Below are 24,625 nucleotides of genomic sequence, written 5' to 3'. Positions count from 1 at the left end.
GCGTTCTTGTTGTCTGCATTCATCATGGAAGTATCGCTGTGCTTGGACCGGCCTCTTCGCGGGTAAACCCGCTCCCACAGTCTTGAGTTGCATGCGGGGCCTGTGGGAGCGGGTTTACCCGCGAAGAGGCCGGCCCAAACACTCAGGGCAATGGCTTGGCCAACCGCGCCGCCCCGCGCACCGCCACACCACCGAGCACGTAGTACAACACCCCGCCCAGCAGCGAACCGGTGAACCAGCCGTAGTCATAGAACCAGCTGAAACTGCTGTTGCCGATGGCCATCACGGTCAGCGCTACCGGCACCGCGAAGGCGGCGAAGCCCGCCCAGTTCCAGGCCGGGTACACGTCGTCGCGGTACAGCCCCGCCAGGTCCAGCTGCTGGCGACGGATCAGGAAGTAGTCCACCACCATGATCCCGGCAATCGGCCCGAGCAGGCTGGAGTACCCCAGCAGCCAGTTGGAGTAGATGCTCTCCAGGCTCACGTCCGAGACGATCCAGCCCAGCTTTTTCAACAGCTCGTGCCCCATCAACGCCAAGCCGATGAAGCCGGTCAGCCATACCGCACGGGTGCGTCCGATCAGGCGCGGGGCAATGTTCTGGAAATCGTTGGTTGGCGAAACGATGTTCGCCGCCGTGTTGGTCGACAGCGTGGCGATCACGATCAACGCCATGGCCAGGGCCACCCAGCCTGGGCTCTGGATCTTGCCGATCAGGCTGACCGGGTCGGACACCGTTTCGCCCACCAGCGAGGCCGAGGCGGCGGTCATCACTACCCCCAGCGAGGCGAACAGGAACATGGTCAGCGGCAGGCCGAAAATCTGCCCGACAATCTGGTCCTTCTGGCTTTTCGCGTAGCGGCTGAAGTCAGGAATGTTCAGCGACAACGTGGCCCAGAACCCCACCATGGCCGTAAGCCCTGCGCAGAAATAGCTGACCACGCTCGCCCCCTCCGGGCGCTTGGGCGGCTGTGCCAGCAGTTCGGTCATCGACATGTGCGGCAAGGCCCAGAACAGCAAACCGAAGCCCACCGCCACCAACAACGGCGCCGAGAGGGTTTCCAGCCATTTGATCGACTCCGCGCCGCGCAGCACCACCCACAGGTTGAGCACCCAGAAGATCATGAAACCAATCACTTCACCGGTTCCGCCCAAAGCTTTCCAGCCATCGAACATCGAACCGAGGAACAGGTGAATGGCCAGCCCGCCGAACATGGTCTGGATACCGAACCAGCCACACGCCACCACCGCGCGAATCAGGCACGGCACGTTGGAGCCGATGATGCCGAACGAGGAACGCAGCAGCACCGGAAAGGGAATGCCGTACTTGGTGCCGGCGAAGGCATTGAGCGTCAGCGGAATCAGCACGATCACGTTGGCCAGCAGAATGGCCAGCAAGGCTTCGCCCACGCTGAGCCCGAAATAGGCGGTGAGCACACCGCCGAGGGTGTAAGTGGGCACGCAAATGGACATGCCTACCCACAGCGCGGTGATGTGCCATTTGTTCCAAGTGCGTTGGTGCACCTTGGTCGGTGCGATGTCGTGGTTGTAGCGAGGGCTGTCGAGGACGTCGTTGCCAGCGGACAGCTCAAACAGCCCGTCCTGCTCGATCACTTCCGATCTGCTCTGTTGCATGGGGCTCTCCAGGTTCTTTTTCTAGTTGTCGCTCATCGGGCTAACGCGATGGCCGGAGCACACACACCACCAGTACTGCACCTCCGGCCCGGCCAGGCGGTCGCGGCCAACGCAGTTCAACAACCGTGCCGGTTTGGCCTGGGCCTCCCCGTTTGGTCGCCGCCGACCGGAGGTAACTCACTGACTTGCAAACGCATTTATGGACGCCGACGACAGCGCTATGGCCATTGCCGGCACCCCATACACCTGGCCCGTCCACCGCCCAGGGTTTCAATCTGGTGCGGCCTGGAAAAATTTCGGCGCAGCCTGCGCCTGCAGGTCAGTAATCAAGCAGCTGATTTTGCATAGAAAATCTTGACCAATTTGGCTTCCTGTCAAGTGCGTCAAAATGGTGAGAGGCCGTTCCATTTTGGTGATTTTTATATTTATTCTTTATTTTTCAAATACTTATATTGGTTATAAGCTCATAAATTATTTTCTTGATCATTCTCTGATCAGCATCTAGATTCCAATCTTGTCAGGCCTGACAGGATTGCATCGCAGCCTCCAGCCACTGGCACAAAAACTTCAAGAACCGGCGCCCGACCGGTCAGCCTGCGAGGAAAACGGCATGTTCCTGTTGATCCGTGGTGCCACCGTGGTTACCCACGAAGAGAGTTTTTCCGCTGATGTCCTGTGTGCCGACGGTTTGATCCGCGCCATTGGCCAGAACCTCGAAGCCCCATCCGACTGTGAAGTGCTCGACGGCAGCGGCCAGTTCCTGATGCCGGGCGGCATCGACCCGCACACCCACATGCAACTGCCCTTCATGGGCACCGTGGCCAGCGAGGACTTCTTCAGCGGCACCGCCGCAGGCCTGGCCGGCGGCACCACATCGATCATCGATTTCGTCATTCCCAACCCACAGCAGTCGTTGCTGGAGGCTTTTCACACCTGGCGCGGCTGGGCGCAGAAGTCCGCCGCCGACTACGGCTTCCACGTCGCAATCACCTGGTGGAGTGAACAGGTCGCCGAAGAGATGGGCGAGCTGGTCGCCAAGCATGGGGTGAACAGCTTCAAGCACTTCATGGCCTACAAGAACGCGATCATGGCCGCCGACGACACCCTGGTCGCCAGCTTCGAGCGCTGCCTGCAGCTGGGCGCGGTGCCCACGGTGCATGCCGAGAATGGCGAGCTGGTGTACCACCTCCAGCAGAAACTGCTCGCCCAGGGCATGACCGGCCCCGAAGCCCACCCGCTGTCGCGCCCGTCGCAGGTGGAAGGCGAAGCTGCCAGCCGTGCCATCCGCATTGCCGAAACGCTGGGCACACCGCTGTATCTGGTGCATGTGTCGTGCAAGGAAGCGCTGGATGAAATCACTTACGCCCGGGCCAAGGGGCAACCGGTCTACGGCGAAGTGTTGCCCGGCCACTTGCTGATCGACGACAGCGTCTACCGCCACCCGGACTGGTCCACCGCCGCCGGTCACGTGATGAGCCCGCCATTCCGCCCACGCGAACATCAGGAAGCGCTGTGGCGAGGGCTGCAGTCGGGCAACATCCACACCACCGCCACCGACCACTGCTGCTTCTGCGCCGAACAGAAAGCCATGGGCCGCAACGACTTCAGCCGCATCCCCAACGGCACCGCTGGCATCGAAGACCGCATGGCCGTGCTGTGGGACGCTGGGGTCAACAGCGGGCGCCTATCGATGCACGAGTTCGTCGCGCTCACGTCCACCAACACGGCGAAGATCTTCAACCTGTTCCCCCGCAAGGGTGCGATCCGCGTCGGCGCCGATGCCGACCTGGTGCTATGGGACCCACAAGGCACCCGCACGATCTCGGCGCAGACCCACCACCAGCGCGTGGACTTCAACATCTTCGAGGGCCGCACGGTACGCGGCATTCCCAGCCACACCATCAGCCAGGGCCGCGTGGTGTGGGCCGATGGCGACCTGCGCGCCGAACCTGGTGCGGGGCGTTACGTAGAGCGCCCAGCGTACCCCTCGGTGTACGAGGTGTTGGAAAAACGCGCCGAGCAGCAGCGCCCGACGCCGGTTCAGCGCTGAAACCATAAGGGCTGCTGTGCAGCCCATCGCAGGCTGGCGCCAGCTCCCACAGATAAAGCTACACCGCTCCCGTGGGAGCTGGCGCCAGCCTGCGATGGGCCGCAAAGCGGCCCCGATATAACAACAAAGATTCAGCCGTTGACTGCCATCCCCAGAACGGACAGGCGAATGACCGCCGCCTACCCGCCTATAAAAAGAGAGGCTACAACCGTGATCGACGCCCTGAACCACTTGCCGCGCCCCCGTGCCGGCGCCGACCAACTGGCCGAGCAGTTCACCGACCTCGCGCCACCGCTCACCCCGCGCCAAGCCGCGGTGGAAAGCGCCCGCTGCCTGTACTGCTACGACGCCCCCTGCGTCAACGCGTGCCCCAGCGAGATCGACATTCCGTCGTTCATCCACCGCATCAGCGACGAAAACCTGCAAGGCGCCGCCGAGCGCATTCTGTCGGCCAATATTCTCGGGGGCAGCTGCGCCCGCGTCTGCCCCACCGAAATCCTCTGCCAGCAGGCATGCGTGCGCAATAATGCCCAGGAGTGCGCTCCGGTGCTGATCGGCCAGTTGCAGCGTTACGCACTGGACAACGCCCAGTTCAGCGAACACCCGTTCAAGCGCTCGCCGTCCACCGGCAAGCGCATCGCCGTGGTCGGCGCCGGCCCCGCCGGCTTGTCCTGCGCCCATCGCCTGGCCATGCACGGCCATGACGTGGTGGTGTTCGAAGCCAGTGAAAAGGCTGGTGGCCTCAACGAATACGGCATCGCCCGCTATAAGCTGGTGGACGATTACGCCCAGCGCGAAGTGCAGTTTCTGCTGGGCATCGGCGGCATCGAGATTCGCCACGGGCAACGCCTGGGCGGCAACCTCACCCTGAGCGAACTGCGCGACCAGTATGACGCTGTGTTCCTCGGCCTGGGCCTGAATGCCGTGCGCCAGCTGGGCTTGCCCGATGAAGAAGCGCCCGGTTTGCTGGCCGCCACCGAATACATCCGCGAGCTGCGCCAGGCCGATGACCTCAGCCAACTACCACTGGCCGACCGCTGCCTGGTGATCGGTGCTGGCAACACCGCCATCGACATGGCCGTGCAAATGAGCCGCCTGGGTGCTCGTGACGTCAACCTGGTGTACCGCCGCGGCCACGCCGACATGGGCGCCACTGACCACGAGCAGGACATCGCCAAGGCCAATCAGGTGCGCCTGCACACCTGGGCTCGCCCCGATGCCGTGCTGCTGGACGACAGTGGCCGAGTGCGCGGCATGCGCTTCGCCCGTACTGCGTTGCTGGAGGGCCGCCTCGCCGACACCGGTGAAACCTTCGAACTGCCCGCCGACGCCATCTTCAAGGCCATCGGCCAGCGCTTCGACGAAGCCAGCCTCAGCGACCCGCTGGCCGCGCAACTGTCCCGCGACGGCGAACGCATCCGCGTCGACGAGCAGCTGCGCACCAGCCTGCCGGGCGTGTATGCCGGTGGCGACTGCACCACCTTGGGTCAGGACCTCACCGTCCAGGCCGTACAACATGGCAAGCTGGCCGCCGAGGCCATCCATGCCCAACTCATGCTCAATGTGGAGGCTGCGTAAATGGCCGACTTGTCCATCGTCTTCGCCGGCATCAAGGCCCCCAACCCATTCTGGCTGGCGTCCGCGCCGCCCACCGACAAAGCCTACAACGTGGTCCGCGCCTTCGAGGCGGGCTGGGGTGGCGTGGTGTGGAAAACCCTGGGAGAAGACCCAGCGGCGGTCAACGTCTCGTCGCGCTACTCCGCCCACTACGGCGCCAACCGCACCGTACAGGGCATCAACAACATCGAGCTGATCACCGACCGTTCACTGGAAATCAACCTGCGTGAAATCACCCAGGTGAAAAAGGATTGGCCCGACCGTGCGCTGATCGTGTCGTTGATGGTGCCGTGCGTGGAGGAATCCTGGAAGTTCATCCTGCCGCTGGTGGAGGCCACCGGCGCCGACGGCATCGAACTGAACTTCGGCTGCCCCCACGGCATGCCCGAGCGGGGCATGGGTGCGGCGGTCGGCCAGGTGCCAGAGTATGTGGAGATGGTCACCCGCTGGTGCAAGACCCACAGCTCGCTGCCGGTGATCGTCAAGCTCACGCCCAACATCACCGACATTCGCCAGTCGGCGCGTGCCGCACACCGTGGGGGTGCCGATGCGGTATCGCTGATCAACACCATCAACTCAATCACCAGCGTCGACCTGGACCGCATGGTCGCCCACCCCATCGTTGGCGACCAAAGCACCCACGGTGGCTACTGCGGTTCGGCGGTCAAACCCATTGCCTTGAACATGGTCGCCGAGATTGCGCGCGACCCCGAAACCCGAGACTTGCCGATCTGCGGCATTGGCGGCATCGGCAACTGGCGTGACGCCGCCGAATTCATGGCGCTGGGCAGCGGTGCGGTGCAAGTGTGCACGGCGGCGATGCTGCATGGCTTCCGCATTGTCGAGGACATGAAGGACGGCCTGGCGCGCTGGATGGACCAGCATGGCTACAAGAACCTGGAGGCGTTCCGCAGTATGGCGGTTGGGCATACCACGGACTGGAAGTACCTCGACATGAACTACAAGTCGGTAGCGCACATCGATCAGGACGCCTGCATCGGTTGTGGGCGTTGCCACATCGCTTGCGAGGATACCTCGCACCAGGCCATCGCCAGCACGCTGAAGGACGACGGAACGCATGCCTACAGCGTGATCGAAGAGGAATGCGTGGGCTGCAACCTGTGCCAGATCACCTGCCCGGTGGAGAACTGCATCGAGATGGAGGCGCAGGATACCGGTAAGCCTTACATGAACTGGACGCAGGATCCGCGTAACCCCTATCGCGAGGCCAGTTGAGGTGATGGGGCCTGGAGCCAAGTGCACGTCACATTAGTGGCTCCAGGCCAGACTCGCTTAGATCCCTTCACGAACGTTGTCTTGGCACAATCTTCATACTCATGATACTGGCGTCCTTACTTTCACTGGCCTCGAAGACCAGTTCAAATTTACCTGGCTCCCTGACTAAAGTGTAAGTCCCCTTAAACGCTTTAACAAACGGGCGCCCTGGCCCTTGGTACGCACAATCAACTTTCCGCTCCTTCATGCTCAAATCGGTCCCCGGGGGCAACCCACTTTGTCTATACAGAATTGCATACCACTCGGCCTCGCTACCAACCGTCACTATAACGAGGTCATTCCTCACCGTATACGTGGCGGCGCCTTGATATTCTTCTACCCTCCCACCCACTTTCAATAAAGCCGTCAATGTCCCTGGAAGGGGGACCTGCTTCTCTTTCCCCAGGATATCTTTTACCCAATCAACATCGATAGCCGGTTTTGCAGACATAAAATTAACCCTCACAGATATGAACCCACGTACCGCAAACTAAAGCAACTGCGCATACCTCAGACAACAGTTGCACTCTGTTTCTCGCACAGAAGCTTACGACGCAGCCATAACTGTCGATACTGGTAAAAGTGCTAGTTTATCAATTGCCGCGAGTAGCGAATGGAACGTCACAACTTTCAAGCGAAGGCCCGGTTTTTTTTCACGGTTCCAGGCCAATGCCCCGCAAAATCACACAGGTCACCGTCTGCACCGCACTTTCGAACGCCAGATCCGACAACGGCTCACCGCCATTGAGCAACGCCACCTGGTAACCGAAGTCGGCATAATGCTGGGTCGCCGCCCAGATCATGTACAACAGCGCCGAAGGCTCCACCGGCAGAATGCGCCCCTCCTCCACCCAACGGCGGATCTTCGCCTCCTTGAGCTGCGCCCAGGGCACCAGGATTTCATCCAGGGTGACGCCCAGCAGCGGCGCTCCGTGCAGCATTTCCTCGGCCCAGATCTTCGAACCCAACGGGCGGGTGCGCGAATGACCCATCTTGGCCCGGATGTAACTGGTGAGCACGACCCTGGGGTCGTCGAAGTTCTCGAAGCACAGCGCATCCTGCTTCCATACGTCCAGCAGGTCCTGCAGCACGGCGCGGTAGAGGTCGTCCTTGGTGCTGAAGTAATAGTGCAGGTTCGAGCGCGGTAGTTCGGCCTGCTCGGCGATATCACCCATGGACGTAGCGCCGAAGCCCTTTTCGGCAAACACTTTCTCGGCCGCCTGCAGAATCTTCTCTACATTGCGCCGACGGATTTCGATCTTATGGTTGGCCATGGCCTGTCCAAAACGCCTGAAACCCTTCAAGGCTAACAGTTTTGCGGGGGGTACTGGCAATCACGGCACGCTGATCACGGCGAAACCGCTTGCGTTCTTGCCAGGCGCCAGCTCAGCCAGCGCCCGGCACTGATGCTCCACACCAGAAAGGCGATCACATCGACACTTACGAGCATGCCCTGCACGCCACCCTGGCTGATCAATTTGCCCGCAACGAACGGAAACCCAAACACGCCGATGAAATAGGACAAGCTGAACAGCAGCAGCGCCTGGGCCGTGAACTTGGCAGGTGCTTCGTTGGCCGCCAGGCCGTTGATCACCGAATAGTTCAAGCCATACCCGACCCCAAGCAACGCAGCCGTGAGGATGTAACTCACATCACCCTGCACCCACAGACCAAAGCCCAACACCGCAATCAGCATGAGCGTTGTCAGCACGCATGAGGCCGTGAACGGATTACGCTTCACCACCCAGCCGGCAATCAACAGGCGGCAGGCAATGGCGGCTCCCATGAAGCCTACGAAAAACAACGAATAGTCCAGCCCGAGGCTTGCGGCGTAGCTGGTTTGGAAACTGCCCATGCCGCCGAAGATTGCGCCCCCAAGGCCCACCATCAGTATCGACAGCGCCGAGCGCGAGCGCATGACGCTGGCAGCCGAGCGCATGCTGATCTGCACAGGCTCGGTTGTGCCACGATGCCCAGCGCCCAACAACCAGAAGTACACACCACCAACTGCAGCCGCAATGGCCGCGAGCAGGAACGCGGCCTGCACCGGCAACCCGGCAAAGCCCGCCAGCTTGCCCGCCAATGGGCCACTGCCAATACCCGTCAACATGCTGCCCGACAGCAACGCGAAGCAGTGGGTGCGCCGGGCCGGCTCGACCATCGCCGCCACCATGATCGGACCCGCCGTGTAGAACACACCCCAGCCAACCCCAAGCATGAGGCCGGACAAAATCAGGCCGACCCCTAACCCGGACACCAGGGCAAAACCCAGCGATGCGATCACCAGGCACACCGCACCCAGAGCGATGCAGCGTGCCAGGCCCAGGCGCTGCATCATATGCCCGGACGCCAGCACGGCCAACAAGGTGCTGACCATGGCCACAGCAAACACCTGCCCGGCGTCGCGCTCGCTACCACCGAACGAGCTGACCAGCAACGACAGCAGGAACGTAGCGCCGTACGCAATCGACAGAAGAAAACTGGCGATGCAAAACAGGCCGAATCGAGGGCTGGTGGCTGAAGGCATTTACACGGATCCAATTGTTGTTTGGCCCGTTTTTACCATGGCGGGGCAACGGGAAAGTCATTGGATTGGCGGAGTTGAGGTGAGGAAATCTTCACCTTTGCGGGGGCGATAAGGCCATGACGGATAGCCTCAGGCCGCGTGAACCAGCCGTGCAACAAACGGCTGGTGTCGATGCCGAGCCTGCCAGATATCGTAATCCGCCTGAATCGCCAACCATAGCCGGGCCGTGCTGATGCCCGCCATTTCCAACCGCAAGGCCAGGTCCGGCGAAACCGCGGCACGGCCATGAAGCACCCGCGACAGGGCTTCACGAGAAAACCCAAGATGCGTCGCGAACGCTTTTACCGTCAGGCCAAGCTCAGGCAAGACGTCTTCTCTCAGGGTTTCCCCTGGGTGGGGCGGGTAGTGCAAAGACATGATGTGCCCTCCTGTTCAGTGATCATCGAGGTAGTCCACCAATTCGACATCTGAACCAACGAACCGAAAAATGACCCGCCAATTGCCGGACACGCTGATCGACCAGAAACCTGCCCGCTCGCCCTTGAGCGGATGCAGTTGCCAACCAGGGACGCGCAGTTCTTCCGGCGATACGGCACGATCAAGAAACTGCAGTTGCCTTTTCAGGCGCCTGGCATGGGCCACCTGAATACCCCAGGCGTTGCCTGCTTGATAAAACTACCGCAGTCCTTTGTGACGAAAGCTGATGATCATGAGGATCACGCTGCATCCTTTCAGCAAGAAAGGGGAAAGTGTGACCCTACGCATCACAGAGAGCAAAATAACATGTGTGACGCAATGCGTCACACACAATCATCAAAGGGGAAATCGACAGGCCTGACGGTCAACCCAGCCTGTGCCACTCTCGCTTGTCCCGAGCGAGCAGTTCATTACCCGCTTCCGGTCCGTTCTCACCCGCTGAATACACGTGCACTTCCCCCTCCGTAGCCCAGGCATCGAGAAACGGCTGTACCGCGCGCCAACCGTTCTCGATGTTGTCGGCTCGCTGGAACAACGTCTGGTCACCGGTCAGGCAGTCGTAGATCAGCGTCTCGTAGCCGGTGGCCGGGGTCATCTTGAAGAAGTCCTTGTAGGCGAACCCCAGTTCGACATTTTCCATCACCAGTTCCGGCCCCGGTCGCTTGGCCTGCAGGTCGAACCACATGCCTTCGTTGGGTTGAATCTGGATCTTCAGGTAGTTGGGCTTGGGCCGCTCCAGTTCGGACTCGCGAAACTGCGCGTAGGGCGCTGGCTTGAAACAGATGGCGATCTCGGTGTCACGCAGGCTCATGCGCTTGCCGGTGCGCAAGTAGAACGGCACCCCCGCCCAACGCCAGTTGTCGATCATCACCTTCAGCGCCACGTAGGTTTCGGTCTGGCTGTCCTGGGCGACATTGGCCTCCTCGCGGTAACCCGGCAGGCGTTTGCGCCCCTGCTTGCCAGCGGTGTACTGGCCGCGCACCGAGTTTTTCAGCGCCAGTTTCGCCGACCATGGCCGGATGGCGCCGATCACCTTGGCCTTTTCACTGCGCACGGCATCGGCACCGAACGCCGCTGGCGGCTCCATGGCGACCATCGCCAGCAACTGGAACAGGTGGTTGGGCACCATGTCACGCAGGGCGCCGGTATTGTCGTAGAAGGCGCCGCGTGTCTCCACGCCAACGGTCTCGGCGGCGGTGATCTGCACGTGGTCGATGTAGTGGTTGTTCCAGAACGACTCGAACAGGCCGTTGGAGAAACGGCTTACCAGAATGTTCTGCACCGTCTCCTTGCCCAGGTAGTGGTCGATGCGGTAGATCTGCCGCTCGCTCATCACCTTCAGCAGACAGGCGTTCAGCGCCTCGGCGCTGGCCAGATCGGTGCCGAACGGCTTTTCCACCACCACCCGACGAAAGCCGCCTGCAGACTCGTCGAGTAGTCCGGCCTCACCCAGACGCTGCGCTACCTCAGGGAAGAAGCGCGGCGAGGTGGCCAGGTAGAAGATAGCATTGCCGTGGCTGGTTTTATCGATGCGCTTGGCCAAGGCTGCATAGGTAGCCGGGTCGAGGAAATCCCCGGTCTGGTAGTCGATGCACTTGGCCAGGCGGGACCATAGTTTTTCGTCCATGCATTTGGGATCGCGTTCCAGCATGAAGCTGCGCAGGCGCTCGGCGAATGCTTCTGCGCTGGCCGGGTTATGGTCGACCCCGACGATACGCAGGTTGCGATCCAGCAACCCATCGCGGCTCAGGTTGTACAGCGCTGGCATCAGCAGGCGCTTGACCAGGTCGCCGTTGGCGCCAAACAGGAACAGGGTGCAAGGTGGTGCGGCAGGGATAGTCTGTTTAGTCATTCGCCTTTCTTCTCGATATGGCCACCGAAGCCCAGGCGCATGGCCGAGAGAATCTTGTCACCGTAGGTGCCCTGCTGCTGACGCGAACGGAAACGGGCGAACAAGGCACTGGAGAGCACCGGTACCGGCACCGCCTGCTCGACGGCGGCGTCGATGGTCCAGCGCCCTTCGCCACTGTCGGACACCGAGCCGCTGAACTGCGAGAGCTGCGGGTCGGTCACCAATGCATCGGCGGTGAGGTCCAGCAGCCAGGATGTGACCACGCTGCCACGACGCCACACTTCGGCAATCTCGGCCACGTTGAGGTCGAAACGCTGATCCTCAGGCAACTCGTTGCCACCTTTGCTGCGCAGCAGGTCGAAACCTTCGGCGTAGGCCTGCATCAAGCCATATTCGATGCCGTTGTGGACCATCTTCACGTAGTGCCCGGCGCCAGGCGGCCCGGCATGGATATAACCGTGCTCGGCACGCTGGTGTTCACCCGTTCTGCCCTGGGTGCGAGGGATGTCGCCGAGGCCCGGCGCCAGCGCCTTGAACAGCGGTTCGAGGCGCTCGAACACATCTGTCTCGCCGCCGATCATCATGCAGTAGCCACGTTCCAGGCCCCACACACCGCCCGAGGTACCGACATCCAGATAATGCAGCCCGCGTTTGGCCAGCTCGGCTGCGCGGCGTACATCATCCTTATAGAAAGTGTTGCCGCCATCGATAATCGCATCACCCGGCTCCAGCAGTTCGGCCAGTTGGGCGATGGTCTGCTCGGTCGGCTCGCCTGCGGGCAGCATCACCCACACCGCGCGGGGTGCCTTGAGTTTCTGTACCAGTGCGCCAAGGTCATGGGCGCCCTGGGCACCTTCACCCTCCAGGGTGGTGATGGCTTCACGGTTACGGTCGTTGACCACGGTGCGATGGCCTGCGCGCATCAGCCGTCTTGCGATATTGCCGCCCATGCGGCCCAGCCCGACGATTCCCAGTTGCATGTGCCGACGCTCCCCTTAGAAATGGATGACAAGGCGGTTCAGGTGTTCAGATTAGTCCAGTGCTCAGCCCCGAGGTTCACCGACGAACGGCGAGACAACCATAAACAAAAAAGTTCCCATGACCGCAGAAAGAATTCAGAATGCGCGCCGCGCGAGCGTCTACGCTTACAAACGTCACTAGCCAATTGCGAGGTGTGCAATGGGTACCTTGATGCCTGCTACTCCCGTCCAGACCCTTTATGTCAGTGTCCGCCGAGACGAACTGGCCCGCTTGAAGGAAGAACGCGACCAGCTCAAGCAGCAGGTTGCCCTGTTGAACCTGCAACTGGAACAAAGCCGCAACGGTGGCAAAGCCGTCAGCGTCTGATTGAACCCTCATGGTGGGAGCTGCCCTGGCTCCCACACTGCTTTGCCTCCCCTGTACATGCCCTTCGTCAACTGACTGAAAAAAGTTGAATTGGGAACGATTCGCGTTTATGTTGCGCGCTTTCGTCCTCACTCAGCCTAGCCGGGGCATTGCATGTCGTTGCATGAAACGGAATCGATCATCCCTCTCGATGTGCTCTACGGCACCCATCGCGGCTGGCTGCATGGCTGGCTGCGCCGCTCGCTGGGGTGCTCGCAGCAGGCGGCGGACCTGGCTCAGGACACCTTCGTGCGTTTGCTGGTACGCAACCAGCCGATCAGCAACCGGGCGCCCAAAGCCCTGCTGGCGCGCATTGCCCGCGGCCTGGTGATCGACCACTGGCGCCGAGATGCGCTGGAACGTGCCTACCTCGAAGCATTGGCTCAACTGCCCGAAGCCAGCTACCCCTCGCCCGAGGTGCGTCATGAAGCCTTGCAGTGCCTGGAGCGTATCGCCCGACTGCTCGACGGTTTGAAGCCTGTGGTGCGCGATGCGTTTCTGTTGTACCAGCTCGGCGGCCTGACCCACGCCCAGGTGGCCGAACAATTGAGCATCTCCAGCCGCACGGCCGAACGCCACGTGGCCAGCGCCTTGCTGCACTGCTACCGGGTGTGTTTCGAGGACCCGGCGTGAACATCAACGCCGAGCGCTTGCCAGAGGCCATTGTGTGCATGGCCATTGAATGGCAGATGCGCCTGCGCGAACACCCGCACAACCCAGCGCTGCACGCGCAGTTGCAGGCGTGGCGGCAAAGGGATGCTCGCCATGAACTGGCCTGGCAACGCATGGCCCAGGTCAGCGGGCACTTTCAACCCAGCCAATTACCGGACGCCACACATACCAGCGCACTGCTGCGGCGCGCCGAGGTGGATGTCAGCCGCAGGCGCATGCTCAAGCTGCTGGGCGTCGGGCTGGCGGTGGGAGGCAGTGGTTTGCTGGCGAGCAAGGCACCGCCCGGCTGGCACAGCGACGTTGCCACCGCCACGGGCGAGCGCCGCCCGTTCCAGTTGGGCGACACGCACGTACTACTCAACACCCACAGCGCCATCGATGTGCAGGACGGCGAACTGTTGCTGCGTGCAGGCGAAGTGCTTATCGACGGCAGCGTCTGGCGTGCCCGCTGCCGCTTCGCGCTGTGCCAGGGCAAGCAAGCGCGGGCGGTGCTGCGCGAGTACGACGGTTACAGCGAGCTGCATGTCGAACGCGGCGAAGTGCGGGTCACCTCGCCAACCGAGCAACGCACCGTGCTGGCAGGCAATGGCCTGGCCATCGACACACGCGGCATGCACCCGTTGGCCGCGGGCGCGCTCGACCCGTTCGCCTGGAGCCGCGGCCTGCTGGTGGTCAACGACATCCGTCTTGGCGACTTCCTCGCCGAAGCCGCCCGCTACCGCAGCGGCTGGCTGGGGTGTGACACCAGCGTCGCGGACCTGCGCCTTTCGGGGGTGTTCCAGCTCGATGAACCGGCCCTGATGCTACGCAACATCACTCACTTGCTGCCGGTGCGGGTGGTCGAACGCACCCGCTGGTGGGTGCGTGTCGTACACGCCTGAAAAAAGTTGTCGGACTTTTCCAACTCATCCGGTTAGGGATGAACACTCCCTGAATGGACCCTTTCCATGTTGCTCGTCCGCCGCCCGCTCAAGGCCCTTGCGCCCTTCCCCTTCCGAACCCTGCCACGCGCCGTGTGCCTGGCCCTGAGCCTGTTCGCCGGCAGCGCCCTGGCCCAGGCACAGACCGCCCCCAGCATTCCCGCCGGGCCTTTGGGGCAGGCACTGAGCAGCTATGCCGAGCAGGCCGGCATCACTTTGTCGTTTTCCCCGGAAGCCGTGCGTGGCCTGAGCAGCCCAGGCGTTGTCGGCGGCGGGTCGGTTGAAGACGGCCTGACCCGCCTGCTCAGCGGCAGTGGCCTGACCGTGCACAAGACCGCCTCCGGCTATGTGGTGCTGCCGGCTGCGACCGAGTCGGGCGTGCAACTGGAGCCGACCAGCATCGACTCTACCGGCCTGCAGAGCGCTTTCGCCCCGGTGGATGGCTACTTCGCCAGCAACGCCAGCAGCGCCACCAAGACCGACCGCCCGATCCTGGAAACCGCGCAGAGCATCAGCGTGGTCACCGCCGAACAGATGGCCGACCGCAAGGTCGACCGGGTCGAGGACGCCGTGGCCTACACCGCCGGTGTGCGGGTCGGCAGCTCCGGCCTGGACCCGCGCTTCGACATGATCACCGTGCGTGGCTTCGACACCACCATCAACGCCGATTTTCTCGATGGCCTGCGCCAACCTGGCAGTGGCTGGCTGTCGCTGTACCAGACCGAGGCCTACAACCTTGAGCGCATCGAGGTGCTCAAGGGCCCGTCTTCGGTGCTGTACGGGCAGATCAGCCCAGGCGGCATGGTCAACCGGGTCAGCAAGCGGCCAAGCCTGGACGCCAAGAACGAGGTGCAGATCCAGGCCGGCAACTACAACCACCAGCAAGGCCAGTTCGATATCGGCGGGCGCCTGGACGACAGCGGCGACGTGCTGTACCGCGTAGTCGGCGTGTACCGCGATGCGGAAAACTACATCGAGCAACTGAACAACGACGTGCGCCTGATCGCCCCGTCGCTGTCCTGGCAGATCGACCCGGACACGCGACTGACCCTGCTGGCGCAGTACCAGGAGCGCGAAACCGCCGCCTCGCCGATGCTGTACCAGGAGGGCGACCACCTGACCAACTTCTGGCAGGGCGATGAGTACTTCGACAAGCTCGAACAGCGCCAATGGACCCTAGGCTACGAGTTCGAACACATCTTCAACGACACCTTCACCTTCCAGCAGAACCTGCGCTACGGCCAGATCGACACCACCAACCAGTACCTGCAGCCGTACGCCGAGCGCGGCACAATCCTCGACCGCTACGCGGTTGGCGTCTACGAAGACCTGTCATCGTTGTCCACCGACACTCGCCTGGTCAGCCACTTCAACACCGGTGAACTCAAGCACACCCTGGTCACCGGCTGGGACTACGCGCTAATCGACACCTCGCTGCTGTACGCCTGGGGCCCGGCGCCATCCATCGACCGCTACAACCCCGACTACCACCAGCACGTGGACCGCCCGACCGATCCGCTGGCAGACGAAAACGGCCTGGAGCACCGCAGCGGTCTGTACCTACAGGACCAGATCGAGCTGGACCGCTGGCGTCTGTCGGCCGGGCTGCGTCGCGACTTCGTGCATGTGCGGCGCAATACCATCGACGGCGTGGAAAGCGACTCGGCCACCACCGGCTCGCTGGGTGTGCTGTACCTGTTCGACAATGGCCTGGCGCCCTATGCCAGCTACGCCACCTCGTTCCTGCCACAAAGCACACGGCAACCGGACAACAGCCCGTACAAGGCCACCGAGGGCAAGCAATACGAAGTGGGCATCAAGTACCAGCCCCCAGGCAGCAAGACCATGCTGACCGCCTCGCTGTACCACCTCACTCAGCAAAACGTGCTGACCCGTGACCTGTCGGACCCGACCCGCAGCATCGCCACCGGCGAACAGGTCACCAAAGGTCTGGAACTCGAAGCGGTATCGGACGTGACCGACCGCCTGAAACTGACCGCCAGCTACACCTTCAACGACCCCGAGGTCACCAAGAGCAACGACGGCAACGAAGGCAAGCAGCCGATGGACACCCCACGCCACCTCGCCTCGCTGTGGCTCGACTACCGCCTGCCCTACGGCCTGGGCGTGTCGGGTGGTGCGCGCTACACCGGGACCAACTATGGCGATGCCGAGAACACCGTGAAAAACGAGGGCTACACCCTGGTCGACGCCGGCGTGCACTACGACTTCGGCGGCAGCCTCGAAGGCGTGCGCCTGGGGTTCAACGCACGCAACCTGTTCGACAAGCGCTACATCAACTGTCAGCAAGGCTACTGCTACCGGGGTGAAGCGCGCAGCCTGGTCACCAGCCTGAGCTACCGCTGGTAAGGGGGCGATGATGATCCGCACATTGATGATGTGGCTGACGGCCTTGATGCTGGCCGGCCTGGGCACAACCTACGCCGCGCCGGTGACACTGGACGGTACCGAACAATGGACGTTGAAAAGCGCCGAAGACCGCGAGTACCGCATCATGGTCAGCCTGCCGGAGGGCGACGTGCCCTGGACCGGCGGCTACCCGGTGATCTACCTGCTCGACGGCAATGCCTACTTTCCGGCCTTCCACGCCGCCAAGCGCGCCCAGGACCGCTTGCGCGGCTCGATCATCGTGGCCATCGGCTACCCCAGCGACACGCCCCTGGACTTCGAACGTCGCGCCTTCGACCTGTCGCCGCCACAACCGCCTGAGCGCAACACCCCGCCGCAAGGGGGGCAGGACCTGTTCCTGGACTTCATCGAGAAGCGCCTGATGCCCAAGGTCAATGCACGGTTCAAGGTCGACCAGGACCAACGCAGCCTGGTGGGGCATTCCTTCGGCGGCATGTTCGGGGTGTATGCCCTGTTCACCCGGCCGCAGCTGTTCCAGCATGTAGTTGCGCTGAGCCCCAGCCTGTGGTGGCGCGACCGTTACCTGATGCCCCATGAGCGTGAGTTCACCCAACGCGCCCATGCTAGCGAAATCGACCTGACCCACCGCAGCCTCACGCTGATCATCGGCGACCGCGAAATGCCGCAGGAAATTCAGGACGCGCGGTCGTTGCAGCGGCGTCTGGAGGCCTTGTCGCAGTATGGGCTGCGAAGTGATTTCCAGGTCGAACCAGGAGAGGACCACATGTCGCTGCCGTTCCGCGTATCGGCACGGGTGCTGGATGAGTTGATCAGTACGCGGCGTTATTGATGGTCAAAATCCCAAGGCTTGCTCGGCGCCTGTAGGAGCCGGCTTGCCGGCGATGAGGCCGGTACAGGCAACACAAGACAGTTCTCCCACATGGACCGCACCAACCTTGAGACCAGCGCAGTGCCTGTATGAGCCGGCTGATATAACCTCAAATCAGGCAATAGTACTCACTGACCTCAGCCACTATCTCGCGCTTGGCATTAAACAACCGGGCCTCGGGCGTTAATGCCATCGAGCGCCCTTCAAGCAGGTAACGTTGGCCCGCTTCAAAATGGTCGTAGTGAATGGTCAGGTAACAAACGCGGGTGGTAGGCCCGCCCATCATGCTCATGCTACCGCCGCCGACCAGCTCATAATCGAACCGGACGATCAGCTCATGGCTGCCAGGGGTAACCTCGAAAAAGCGCCCGTCGCGCAGCCGCTGCTTGTCCAGCCGCTCAGCCAGCAGCAACCTGTCGTTGGGGAACGGCGTGGAGAAGTCGACCCAGGCCTTTTGCGGGTCCGCCACCGGCAGCGGCGCCTGGCAGCCCGCGACAAGGGTGGCGGCGAGTAACAGCATCAACCTGCGCATGCTGAATGTCCCGATATGTGAACATTCAGCATACCCCCGGCACAGCTTGCCAACCAGCTAAAAAAGCCCTCGCAACTAGCCTTGCACCTGCCCGGCTTGTCGGTCGGCATGGTAAGACGAACGCACCAGCGGCCCGGACGCGACGTTCCTGAAGCCCATCGCCAAACCTTGTTCGGCAAACCAGGCAAAGGTGTCCGGGTGCACGAAGCGCTGCACCGGTAAATGGCTGCGCGAAGGTTGCAGGTACTGCCCCAAGGTCAGCATGTCGACCTGATGCTCGCGCATGCGCTGCATCACCTCGATCACCTCCGCGTCGGTCTCGCCCAGGCCAAGCATCAACCCGGACTTGGTCGGCACCCCCGGAATGCGTTGCTTGAACTGCTGAAGCAGGTCCAGCGACCATTCAAAGTCCGAACCCGGCCGTGCCGCCCGGTACAGGCGCGGCACGGTTTCCAGGTTGTGGTTGAACACATCCGGCGGCTCCTGTTCGGTGATGGCCAGGGCCACGTCCATGCGCCCCCGGTAGTCCGGCACCAGGGTTTCCAGCTGAATGCCCGGCGACAGCTTGCGGATCTCGCGCAGGCAATCGACGAAGTGCTGGGCGCCGCCATCGCGCAGGTCGTCACGGTCCACCGAGGTGATCACCACGTACTTCAGGCCCAGGTCGGCAATGGCGATGGCCAGGTTCTTCGGCTCATCGACGTCCAACGGTTTGGGCCTACCATGGCCGACATCGCAGAACGGGCAGCGTCGGGTGCAGATATCGCCCATGATCATGAACGTCGCCGTCCCCCCCGAGAAACACTCGCCCAGGTTCGGGCAAGCGGCTTCCTCGCAGACGCTGTGCAGCTTGTGCTTGCGCAGCAGTGCCTTGACCCGTGCCACCTCGGGCGAGGTGGCAATCTCGACGCGGATCCAGTCGGGTTTACGGGGTACTTCCTCGGTGGGCAGGATCTTCACCGGGATGCGCGCCACCTTCTCGGCACCGCGCAGTTTCACCCCGGCCTGCAGGGGCTGCGGGCGCGTGGCGACAGTCTGGGTTTCATTCATGCTCGTGCTCCGACAGTCTGGCCTTCAGCCACGGTAGTAACGTTGCGCCACGAACGGTGTGCGCACCACGTGCATCGGCACGAGCTTGCCGCGCACCTGGGCGAAGACTTCCGTTTCCAGCGCCGCAAACGCGCTCTGCACGTAGCCCATCGCCAACGGCCCGCCCAGGCTCGGGCCGAAACCACCGCTGGTGACACGGCCGATCACCTGTTCCTGGGCATCAACGATCAACGCCCCTTCACGCACCGGCACGCGCTCCTTGGGCAGCAGGCCCACGCGCTTGCTGGCCACGCCGTCGCGCTGTTGGGCAAAGATGCGTTCGGCACCTGGGAAGCCACCGGCACGCACACCGTCCGCACGCCGAGCCTTGGAAATCGCCCAGGTCAGGCTGGCTTCGATCGGCGTGGTACGTGGCTCCATGTCATGCCCGTACAGGCAGAGACCCGCCTCCAGGCGCAGCGAATCACGGGCGCCCAGGCCGATGGCCTCGACTTCGGGCTCGGCCAGCAGCGCACGGGCGAGCATTTGCGCAGCGTCCACTGGCACGGAGATTTCATAGCCGTCCTCACCGGTGTAGCCCGAGCGGCTGACGTAGCAGTCCACCCCCAGCAGCTTCACTTGGGCGAACTGCATGAACGTCATGCTGCCGACCTGGGACGCCAAACGCCCGAGGACCTTGGCCGCCGCCGGCCCCTGCAGAGCGAGCAAGGCGCGGCTGTCGAACAGCGACTCAACCTCGCACTGCCCTTCCAGATGCTGGCGAAGGTGGGTCAGGTCCTGGTCCTTGCAGGCGGCGTTCACGACCAGAAACAACTCGTCATCGCCCAGGTTGGCGACCATCAGGTCGTCGAGGATGCCGCCGTCTTCATTGGTGAACAGCGCATAGCGCTGCATGCCCACCGGCAAGTCGATGATGTCGACCGGCACCAGCGCTTCCAGCGCCTTGGCGGCAGCGGCGCCGCGCAGGCGAATCTGCCCCATGTGCGAGACGTCGAACAGGCCGGCCTGCTCGCGCGTGTGCAGGTGTTCCTTGAGCACACCGAGCGGGTACTGGACCGGCATGGCGTAACCGGCAAAGGGCACCATGCGCGCGCCCAGTTCAAGGTGCAGGGCATGCAAGGGAGTGTGTAGCAGTTGTTCTGTGGACATGGATGATTCCCTTGATCAGTTCAGCCGCGATAGACCGGATGTTCCGCGCACAGCTTGGCCACCGACCGAGCCACCTGGGCCTCGACGTCGGCATCGCCGAGGTGGTCGAGGATGTCGCAGATCCAGGTCGCCAATGCGCGGCACTCTGGCTCCTTGAGGCCTCGGGTGGTCACCGCCGGGGTGCCGATGCGCAGGCCAGAGGTGACGAACGGCGACTGCGGATCGTTGGGCACGGCGTTCTTGTTCACCGTGATGTGCGCACGGCCCAGCGCGGCGTCGGCGTCCTTGCCGGTGATGCCCTGGCGGATCAGGCTGACCAGGAACAGGTGATTTTCGGTACCGCCCGAGACCACGTCGAAACCACGCTGTTTGAACACCTGTGCCATGGCCTGTGCGTTGTTGATGACCTGCTGCTGGTAATCCTTGAACCCAGGCTCCAGGGCTTCCTTGAAGCACACCGCCTTGGCCGCGATCACATGCATCAGCGGCCCACCCTGCCCGCCTGGGAACACCGCTGCGTTGAGTTTTTTCTCAAGCTCCGCGTCGGCATTGGCCAGAATCAAACCGCCACGCGGCCCGCGCAGGGTCTTGTGGGTGGTGGTGGTGACCACATCGGCGTAAGGCAGCGGGTTGGGATACAGGCCTGCCGCCACCAGGCCGGCGACGTGGGCCATGTCGACGAACAGGTAGGCACCGACCTTGTCGGCGATCTGCCGGAAACGCGGGAAGTCCAGCACCTGGGAGTAGGCGGAGAATCCGGCGACGATCATTTTCGGCTGGTGCTCAACGGCCAGGCGCTCGACTTCGTCGTAGTCGATCAGGCCATGGTCATCGATGCCGTATTGCACGGCGTTGTACAACTTGCCGGAGGCACTGACCTTGGCGCCGTGGGTCAGGTGGCCGCCGTGGGCCAGGCTCATGCCCAGAATGGTGTCGCCGGCCTGCAGCAGCGCCAGGTACACCGCCGCATTGGCCTGCGAACCGGAATGCGGCTGGACGTTGGCGTAAGCTGCGCCGAACAGCTGCTTGGCGCGGTCGATGGCCAGTTGCTCAACCACATCGACATGCTCGCAACCACCGTAGTAGCGCTTGCCCGGGTAACCTTCGGCGTACTTGTTGGTCAGCTCGGTGCCCTGAGCCTGCATCACTTGCGGGCTGGTGTAGTTTTCCGAGGCGATCAGCTCGATGTGGTCTTCCTGACGCTGCACTTCGCGGTGGATGGCCTCGGACAGTGCTGGGTCGAAGTCGGACAGGGTGAGGCTTTTAATGAACATTTGAATAAATCCTTGTGATTCGAAGCTTCGATCTGGGGCCGCGTTGCGGCCCCAGTAAAGACGAGGTAGTCAGGCGTCCTGATAGGTCGACATCGGCGGACAAGCACAAGCCAGGTTGCGGTCGCCATAGACGTTGTCCACACGCCCCACCGGCGGCCAGTACTTGTGCTCGCGCAGATCAGCCAGCGGATACACCGCCAATTCCCGGTCATAACGATGCGGCCATTCGCCCACCAGCTCGCTGGCGGTATGCGGTGCGTTCTTCAGCGGGTTGTCGAGCTTGTCCAGCGTGCCGTTCTCCACCGCGCGGATTTCCTCGCGGATGCAGATCATCGCGTCGCAGAAGCGGTCCAGTTCCTCCTTGGACTCGCTTTCGGTCGGCTCGACCATCAACGTCCCGGCCACCGGGAACGACATGGTCGGAGCATGGAAACCGAAGTCGATCAGCCGCTTGGCCACGTCCTCGACACTGATGCCGCTACTGTCCTTGAGCGGGCGCAGGTCAAGAATGCACTCGTGGGCCACCAGGCCGTTCTCACCGGTGTACAGCACCGGGTAGTGCTCCTCCAGGCGCCGGGCAATGTAGTTGGCACTCAGAATCGCCAGCTGCGAGGCACGCTTGAGCCCTTCCCCGCCCATCATGCGGATGTACATCCAGGTGATCGGCAAGATACTGGCACTGCCATACGGCGCCGCACTCACCGCGCCCTGCGGGTTCTCCAGATGACCGTGACCGGGCAGGAACGGCGCCAGGTGCGCCTTGACCCCGATCGGGCCGACGCCGGGGCCTCCGCCGCCGTGGGGAATGCAGAAGGTCTTGTGCAGGTTCAGGTGCGACACGTCGCCGCCGAACTTGCCCGGCGCGCACAGGCCGACCATGGCGTTCATGTTGGCGCCATCCAGGTACACCTGGCCGCCGCACTCATGAACGATGTCACAGATGCGGGTGATGCCGTCCTCGAACACGCCATGGGTCGAGGGATAGGTGATCATCAACGCGGCCAACTGGTCCTTGTGCTGCTCGGCCTTGCGCTGCAGGTCGGCCACATCGACATTGCCGCGCTCGTCGCAGTTGACCACCACCACCCGCAGGCCGGCCATCTGCGCCGTCGCCGGGTTGGTGCCATGGGCCGACGACGGGATCAGGCACACATCGCGCCCCGCCTCGCCACGGCTGGCGTGGTAGGCGCGTATGGCCAGCAGGCCGGCGTATTCGCCTTGGGAACCGGCGTTGGGCTGCAGCGACATGGCGTCATAGCCGGTGGCAGCGCACAGCATCGCCTCCAGTTCATCGGTCAGCTGGCGGTACCCCAGCGACTGCCCGGCCGGGGCGAACGGGTGCAAGGCGCCGAACTCCGGCCAGGTGATCGGGATCATCTCGCTGGCGGCGTTGAGCTTCATGGTGCACGACCCCAACGCGATCATGCTGCGGTCCAGGGCCAGGTCCTTGTCGCCCAGGCGACGCAGGTAGCGCATCAGTTCGGTTTCCGAGTGGTAGCGGTTGAACACTGGATGCTGCAGGAAGGGCGTATCGCGCAGCAGCGCCGATGGCAGGCAATCCACACCATCGGCCGCCAGGGCAGCGAAGTCCGGTAGCGTCTGGCCAGACGCAGCAAACACCCGCCACAGCGCCTCGACGCTGTCCTGCTCGCAGGTTTCATCCAGCGACAGGCCAACCCGCACATCGTCGATCAGGCGCAGGTTCAACCGCGCGGTGTCGGCGGCGGCGAGCACAGCGGTCACCGGCCCTGCGGTCACCACGCTGACGGTGTCGAAGAAGTGCGCCTGCTCCACCTGATGCCCAAGCTGGCGCAGCCCCTGCACCAGTATGGCGGTGAGACGGTGCACCCGCCGGGCGATGCGTGTCAGGCCCTCAGGGCCGTGGTAGACGGCGTACATGCTGGCGATGTTGGCCAGCAGCACTTGCGCGGTGCAGATGTTGCTGGTGGCTTTCTCGCGGCGGATATGTTGCTCGCGGGTCTGCATGGCCAGGCGCAGGGCCGGCTTGCCGAAGCGGTCGATGGACACACCGACCAGGCGCCCGGGCATGTCGCGCTTGAACGCATCGCGGGTGGCGAAGTACGCCGCATGCGGGCCACCAAAGCCCAGCGGTACGCCGAAGCGTTGGGCACTGCCCAGCACCACGTCGGCACCGAATTCTCCCGGTGGGGTCAGCAAGGTCAGGGCCAGCAAGTCGGCGCACACCGACACCAGAGCGCCAGCTGCATGAGCGCGCTGCACCAGGGCGCGGTGGTCGGCGATTTCACCGGTGCTGGCTGGGTACTGCAGCAGCAGACCGAAGTAGCCGTCGAGGCTCTGCTCGGCCAGTGCCGCGTCATCCCCTACGACAACTTCAATACCCAGCGGTTGGGCACGGGTGCGCAGCACATCCAGGGTCTGCGGGTGGCAATGGCGGGAGGCGAAAAACGCCGGCGCCTTGTTCTTCGCCAGGCGCTTGCAGAAAGTCATGGCCTCGGCGGCCGCGGTGGCTTCATCGAGCAACGAGGCGTTGGCGATTTCCATGCCGGTCAGGTCGCTGACCAGGGTCTGGAAATTCAGCAACGCTTCAAGACGACCCTGGGAGATCTCCGGCTGGTAGGGCGTGTACGCGGTGTACCAGGCCGGGTTCTCCAGCAGGTTGCGCAGGATCGGCGTCGGGGTATGGCATGGGTAATAACCCTGGCCGATGTGGTTGCGATACAGCTGGTTGTTCGCCGCAATCGCCTTGAGGGCGGCCAGGGCCTCTGCTTCGCCCTGCCCCGCCGTCAGTTCGAGCACACTGGTGCCCTTGATGCTGGCGGGAATGACGCTTTCGATCAGCGCGTCGAGCGAGTCATGCCCGGTCAGCGCCAGCATTGCCTCGACATCGCTTTCGCGTGGGCCGATGTGACGGGCGATGAATTCGTTGGCGGTGCCCAGCGGGATGGATGCGTTGTTCATGGCAGCACCCGG

The 24,625-nt window shown here is 62.9% G+C and carries 20 protein-coding genes and 1 pseudogene; 8 read left to right on the top strand and 13 right to left on the bottom strand.

The features are described from left to right. Nucleotides 1–142 precede the first annotated feature (142 nt). Nucleotides 143–1,633: an NCS1 family nucleobase:cation symporter-1 gene (locus tag PspTeo4_RS04670; protein WP_322362573.1), complete on the bottom strand. Its 1,491-nt coding sequence runs from the start codon at nt 1,631–1,633 to the stop codon at nt 143–145. A 610-nt stretch (nt 1,634–2,243) separates the two neighbouring features. Here PspTeo4_RS04670 and hydA point away from each other — a divergent pair. The 3 genes from hydA to preA all read left to right on the top strand — a co-directional run bounded on the left by hydA (nt 2,244) and on the right by preA (nt 6,536). Then, nucleotides 2,244–3,683, top strand: a complete 1,440-nt coding sequence (hydA, locus tag PspTeo4_RS04665) for a dihydropyrimidinase (RefSeq protein ID WP_322362571.1) — start codon at nt 2,244–2,246, stop codon at nt 3,681–3,683. Nucleotides 3,684–3,893: 210 nt separating this feature from the next. After that, nucleotides 3,894–5,261, top strand: coding sequence for an NAD(P)-dependent oxidoreductase (locus tag PspTeo4_RS04660; protein WP_322362570.1), 1,368 nt, complete (start codon nt 3,894–3,896; stop codon nt 5,259–5,261). Beyond that, a complete protein-coding gene (gene preA, locus PspTeo4_RS04655; RefSeq protein ID WP_322362569.1) occupies nt 5,262–6,536 on the top strand; it encodes an NAD-dependent dihydropyrimidine dehydrogenase subunit PreA in 1,275 nt (424 codons plus the stop codon). It begins immediately after the preceding gene. A 67-nt stretch (nt 6,537–6,603) separates the two neighbouring features. Here preA and PspTeo4_RS04650 read toward each other — a convergent pair whose 3' ends face one another. The 7 genes and pseudogenes from PspTeo4_RS04650 to gnd form a co-directional block, all read right to left on the bottom strand. Then, nucleotides 6,604–7,026 carry a hypothetical protein gene (locus PspTeo4_RS04650; protein ID WP_322362567.1) on the bottom strand — a complete coding sequence of 141 codons (423 nt, stop codon included), beginning with the start codon at nt 7,024–7,026 and terminating at the stop codon, nt 6,604–6,606. Nucleotides 7,027–7,228: 202 nt separating this feature from the next. Then, on the bottom strand, nt 7,229–7,849 hold the full coding sequence (locus PspTeo4_RS04645; RefSeq protein WP_322362565.1) for a TetR/AcrR family transcriptional regulator: 621 nt from the start codon (nt 7,847–7,849) through the stop codon (nt 7,229–7,231). Nucleotides 7,850–7,923: 74 nt separating this feature from the next. Beyond that, a complete protein-coding gene (locus tag PspTeo4_RS04640; RefSeq protein ID WP_322362564.1) occupies nt 7,924–9,102 on the bottom strand; it encodes an MFS transporter in 1,179 nt (392 codons plus the stop codon). A 129-nt stretch (nt 9,103–9,231) separates the two neighbouring features. Further along, nucleotides 9,232–9,519 (bottom strand): HigA family addiction module antitoxin, encoded by a 288-nt coding sequence (locus tag PspTeo4_RS04635; RefSeq protein ID WP_322362563.1) that lies wholly within the window; start codon nt 9,517–9,519, stop codon nt 9,232–9,234. A gap of 15 nt (nt 9,520–9,534) precedes the next feature. Next, nucleotides 9,535–9,813, bottom strand: a pseudogene (locus tag PspTeo4_RS04630) (type II toxin-antitoxin system RelE/ParE family toxin). Between the two features lie 130 nt (nt 9,814–9,943). Next, nucleotides 9,944–11,431 carry a glucose-6-phosphate dehydrogenase gene (zwf, locus tag PspTeo4_RS04625; protein WP_322362561.1) on the bottom strand — a complete coding sequence of 496 codons (1,488 nt, stop codon included), beginning with the start codon at nt 11,429–11,431 and terminating at the stop codon, nt 9,944–9,946. Continuing rightward, a complete protein-coding gene (gene gnd / locus PspTeo4_RS04620; RefSeq protein ID WP_322362560.1) occupies nt 11,428–12,411 on the bottom strand; it encodes a phosphogluconate dehydrogenase (NAD(+)-dependent, decarboxylating) in 984 nt (327 codons plus the stop codon). Before gnd ends, zwf begins: the two co-directional genes overlap by 4 nt. 199 nt (nt 12,412–12,610) lie before the next feature. On the opposite strand from gnd, the gene PspTeo4_RS04615 reads away from it, so the two are divergent. From PspTeo4_RS04615 to PspTeo4_RS04595, 5 genes are all read left to right on the top strand, one after another. Then, nucleotides 12,611–12,778, top strand: a complete 168-nt coding sequence (locus tag PspTeo4_RS04615) for a DUF6026 family protein (RefSeq protein ID WP_322362559.1) — start codon at nt 12,611–12,613, stop codon at nt 12,776–12,778. Nucleotides 12,779–12,931: 153 nt separating this feature from the next. After that, on the top strand, nt 12,932–13,450 hold the full coding sequence (locus PspTeo4_RS04610; protein ID WP_322362558.1) for a sigma-70 family RNA polymerase sigma factor: 519 nt from the start codon (nt 12,932–12,934) through the stop codon (nt 13,448–13,450). Beyond that, nucleotides 13,447–14,370 (top strand): DUF4880 domain-containing protein, encoded by a 924-nt coding sequence (locus PspTeo4_RS04605; RefSeq protein WP_322362557.1) that lies wholly within the window; start codon nt 13,447–13,449, stop codon nt 14,368–14,370. Before PspTeo4_RS04610 ends, PspTeo4_RS04605 begins: the two co-directional genes overlap by 4 nt. A gap of 66 nt (nt 14,371–14,436) precedes the next feature. Beyond that, nucleotides 14,437–16,779: a TonB-dependent siderophore receptor gene (locus PspTeo4_RS04600; RefSeq protein ID WP_322362556.1), complete on the top strand. Its 2,343-nt coding sequence runs from the start codon at nt 14,437–14,439 to the stop codon at nt 16,777–16,779. Nucleotides 16,780–16,789: 10 nt separating this feature from the next. Beyond that, the gene (locus tag PspTeo4_RS04595) at nt 16,790–17,629 is read left to right on the top strand and encodes an alpha/beta hydrolase (protein ID WP_322362555.1); all 840 of its coding nucleotides are present in this window, start codon (nt 16,790–16,792) and stop codon (nt 17,627–17,629) included. A 148-nt stretch (nt 17,630–17,777) separates the two neighbouring features. On the opposite strand, the gene PspTeo4_RS04590 is transcribed toward PspTeo4_RS04595, so the two are convergent. The 5 genes from PspTeo4_RS04590 to gcvP form a co-directional block, all read right to left on the bottom strand. Further along, the gene (locus tag PspTeo4_RS04590; protein ID WP_322362554.1) at nt 17,778–18,200 is read right to left on the bottom strand and encodes a hypothetical protein; all 423 of its coding nucleotides are present in this window, start codon (nt 18,198–18,200) and stop codon (nt 17,778–17,780) included. A 75-nt stretch (nt 18,201–18,275) separates the two neighbouring features. Beyond that, on the bottom strand, nt 18,276–19,250 hold the full coding sequence (gene lipA, locus PspTeo4_RS04585; RefSeq protein WP_322362553.1) for a lipoyl synthase: 975 nt from the start codon (nt 19,248–19,250) through the stop codon (nt 18,276–18,278). Nucleotides 19,251–19,274: 24 nt separating this feature from the next. Continuing rightward, the gene (gene gcvT / locus PspTeo4_RS04580) at nt 19,275–20,399 is read right to left on the bottom strand and encodes a glycine cleavage system aminomethyltransferase GcvT (RefSeq protein ID WP_322362552.1); all 1,125 of its coding nucleotides are present in this window, start codon (nt 20,397–20,399) and stop codon (nt 19,275–19,277) included. Nucleotides 20,400–20,419: 20 nt separating this feature from the next. Next, nucleotides 20,420–21,673 (bottom strand): serine hydroxymethyltransferase, encoded by a 1,254-nt coding sequence (gene glyA, locus PspTeo4_RS04575; RefSeq protein ID WP_322362551.1) that lies wholly within the window; start codon nt 21,671–21,673, stop codon nt 20,420–20,422. A gap of 69 nt (nt 21,674–21,742) precedes the next feature. Then, nucleotides 21,743–24,613, bottom strand: coding sequence for an aminomethyl-transferring glycine dehydrogenase (gene gcvP, locus PspTeo4_RS04570; RefSeq protein ID WP_322362550.1), 2,871 nt, complete (start codon nt 24,611–24,613; stop codon nt 21,743–21,745). Nucleotides 24,614–24,625 lie beyond the last annotated feature (12 nt).

The sequence above is a fragment of the Pseudomonas sp. Teo4 genome (assembly GCF_034387475.1).
Taxonomy (GTDB): domain Bacteria; phylum Pseudomonadota; class Gammaproteobacteria; order Pseudomonadales; family Pseudomonadaceae; genus Aquipseudomonas.
Note: the sequence above shows the minus strand (reverse complement) of the source record. Positions and strands in the feature narration are given on the sequence as shown.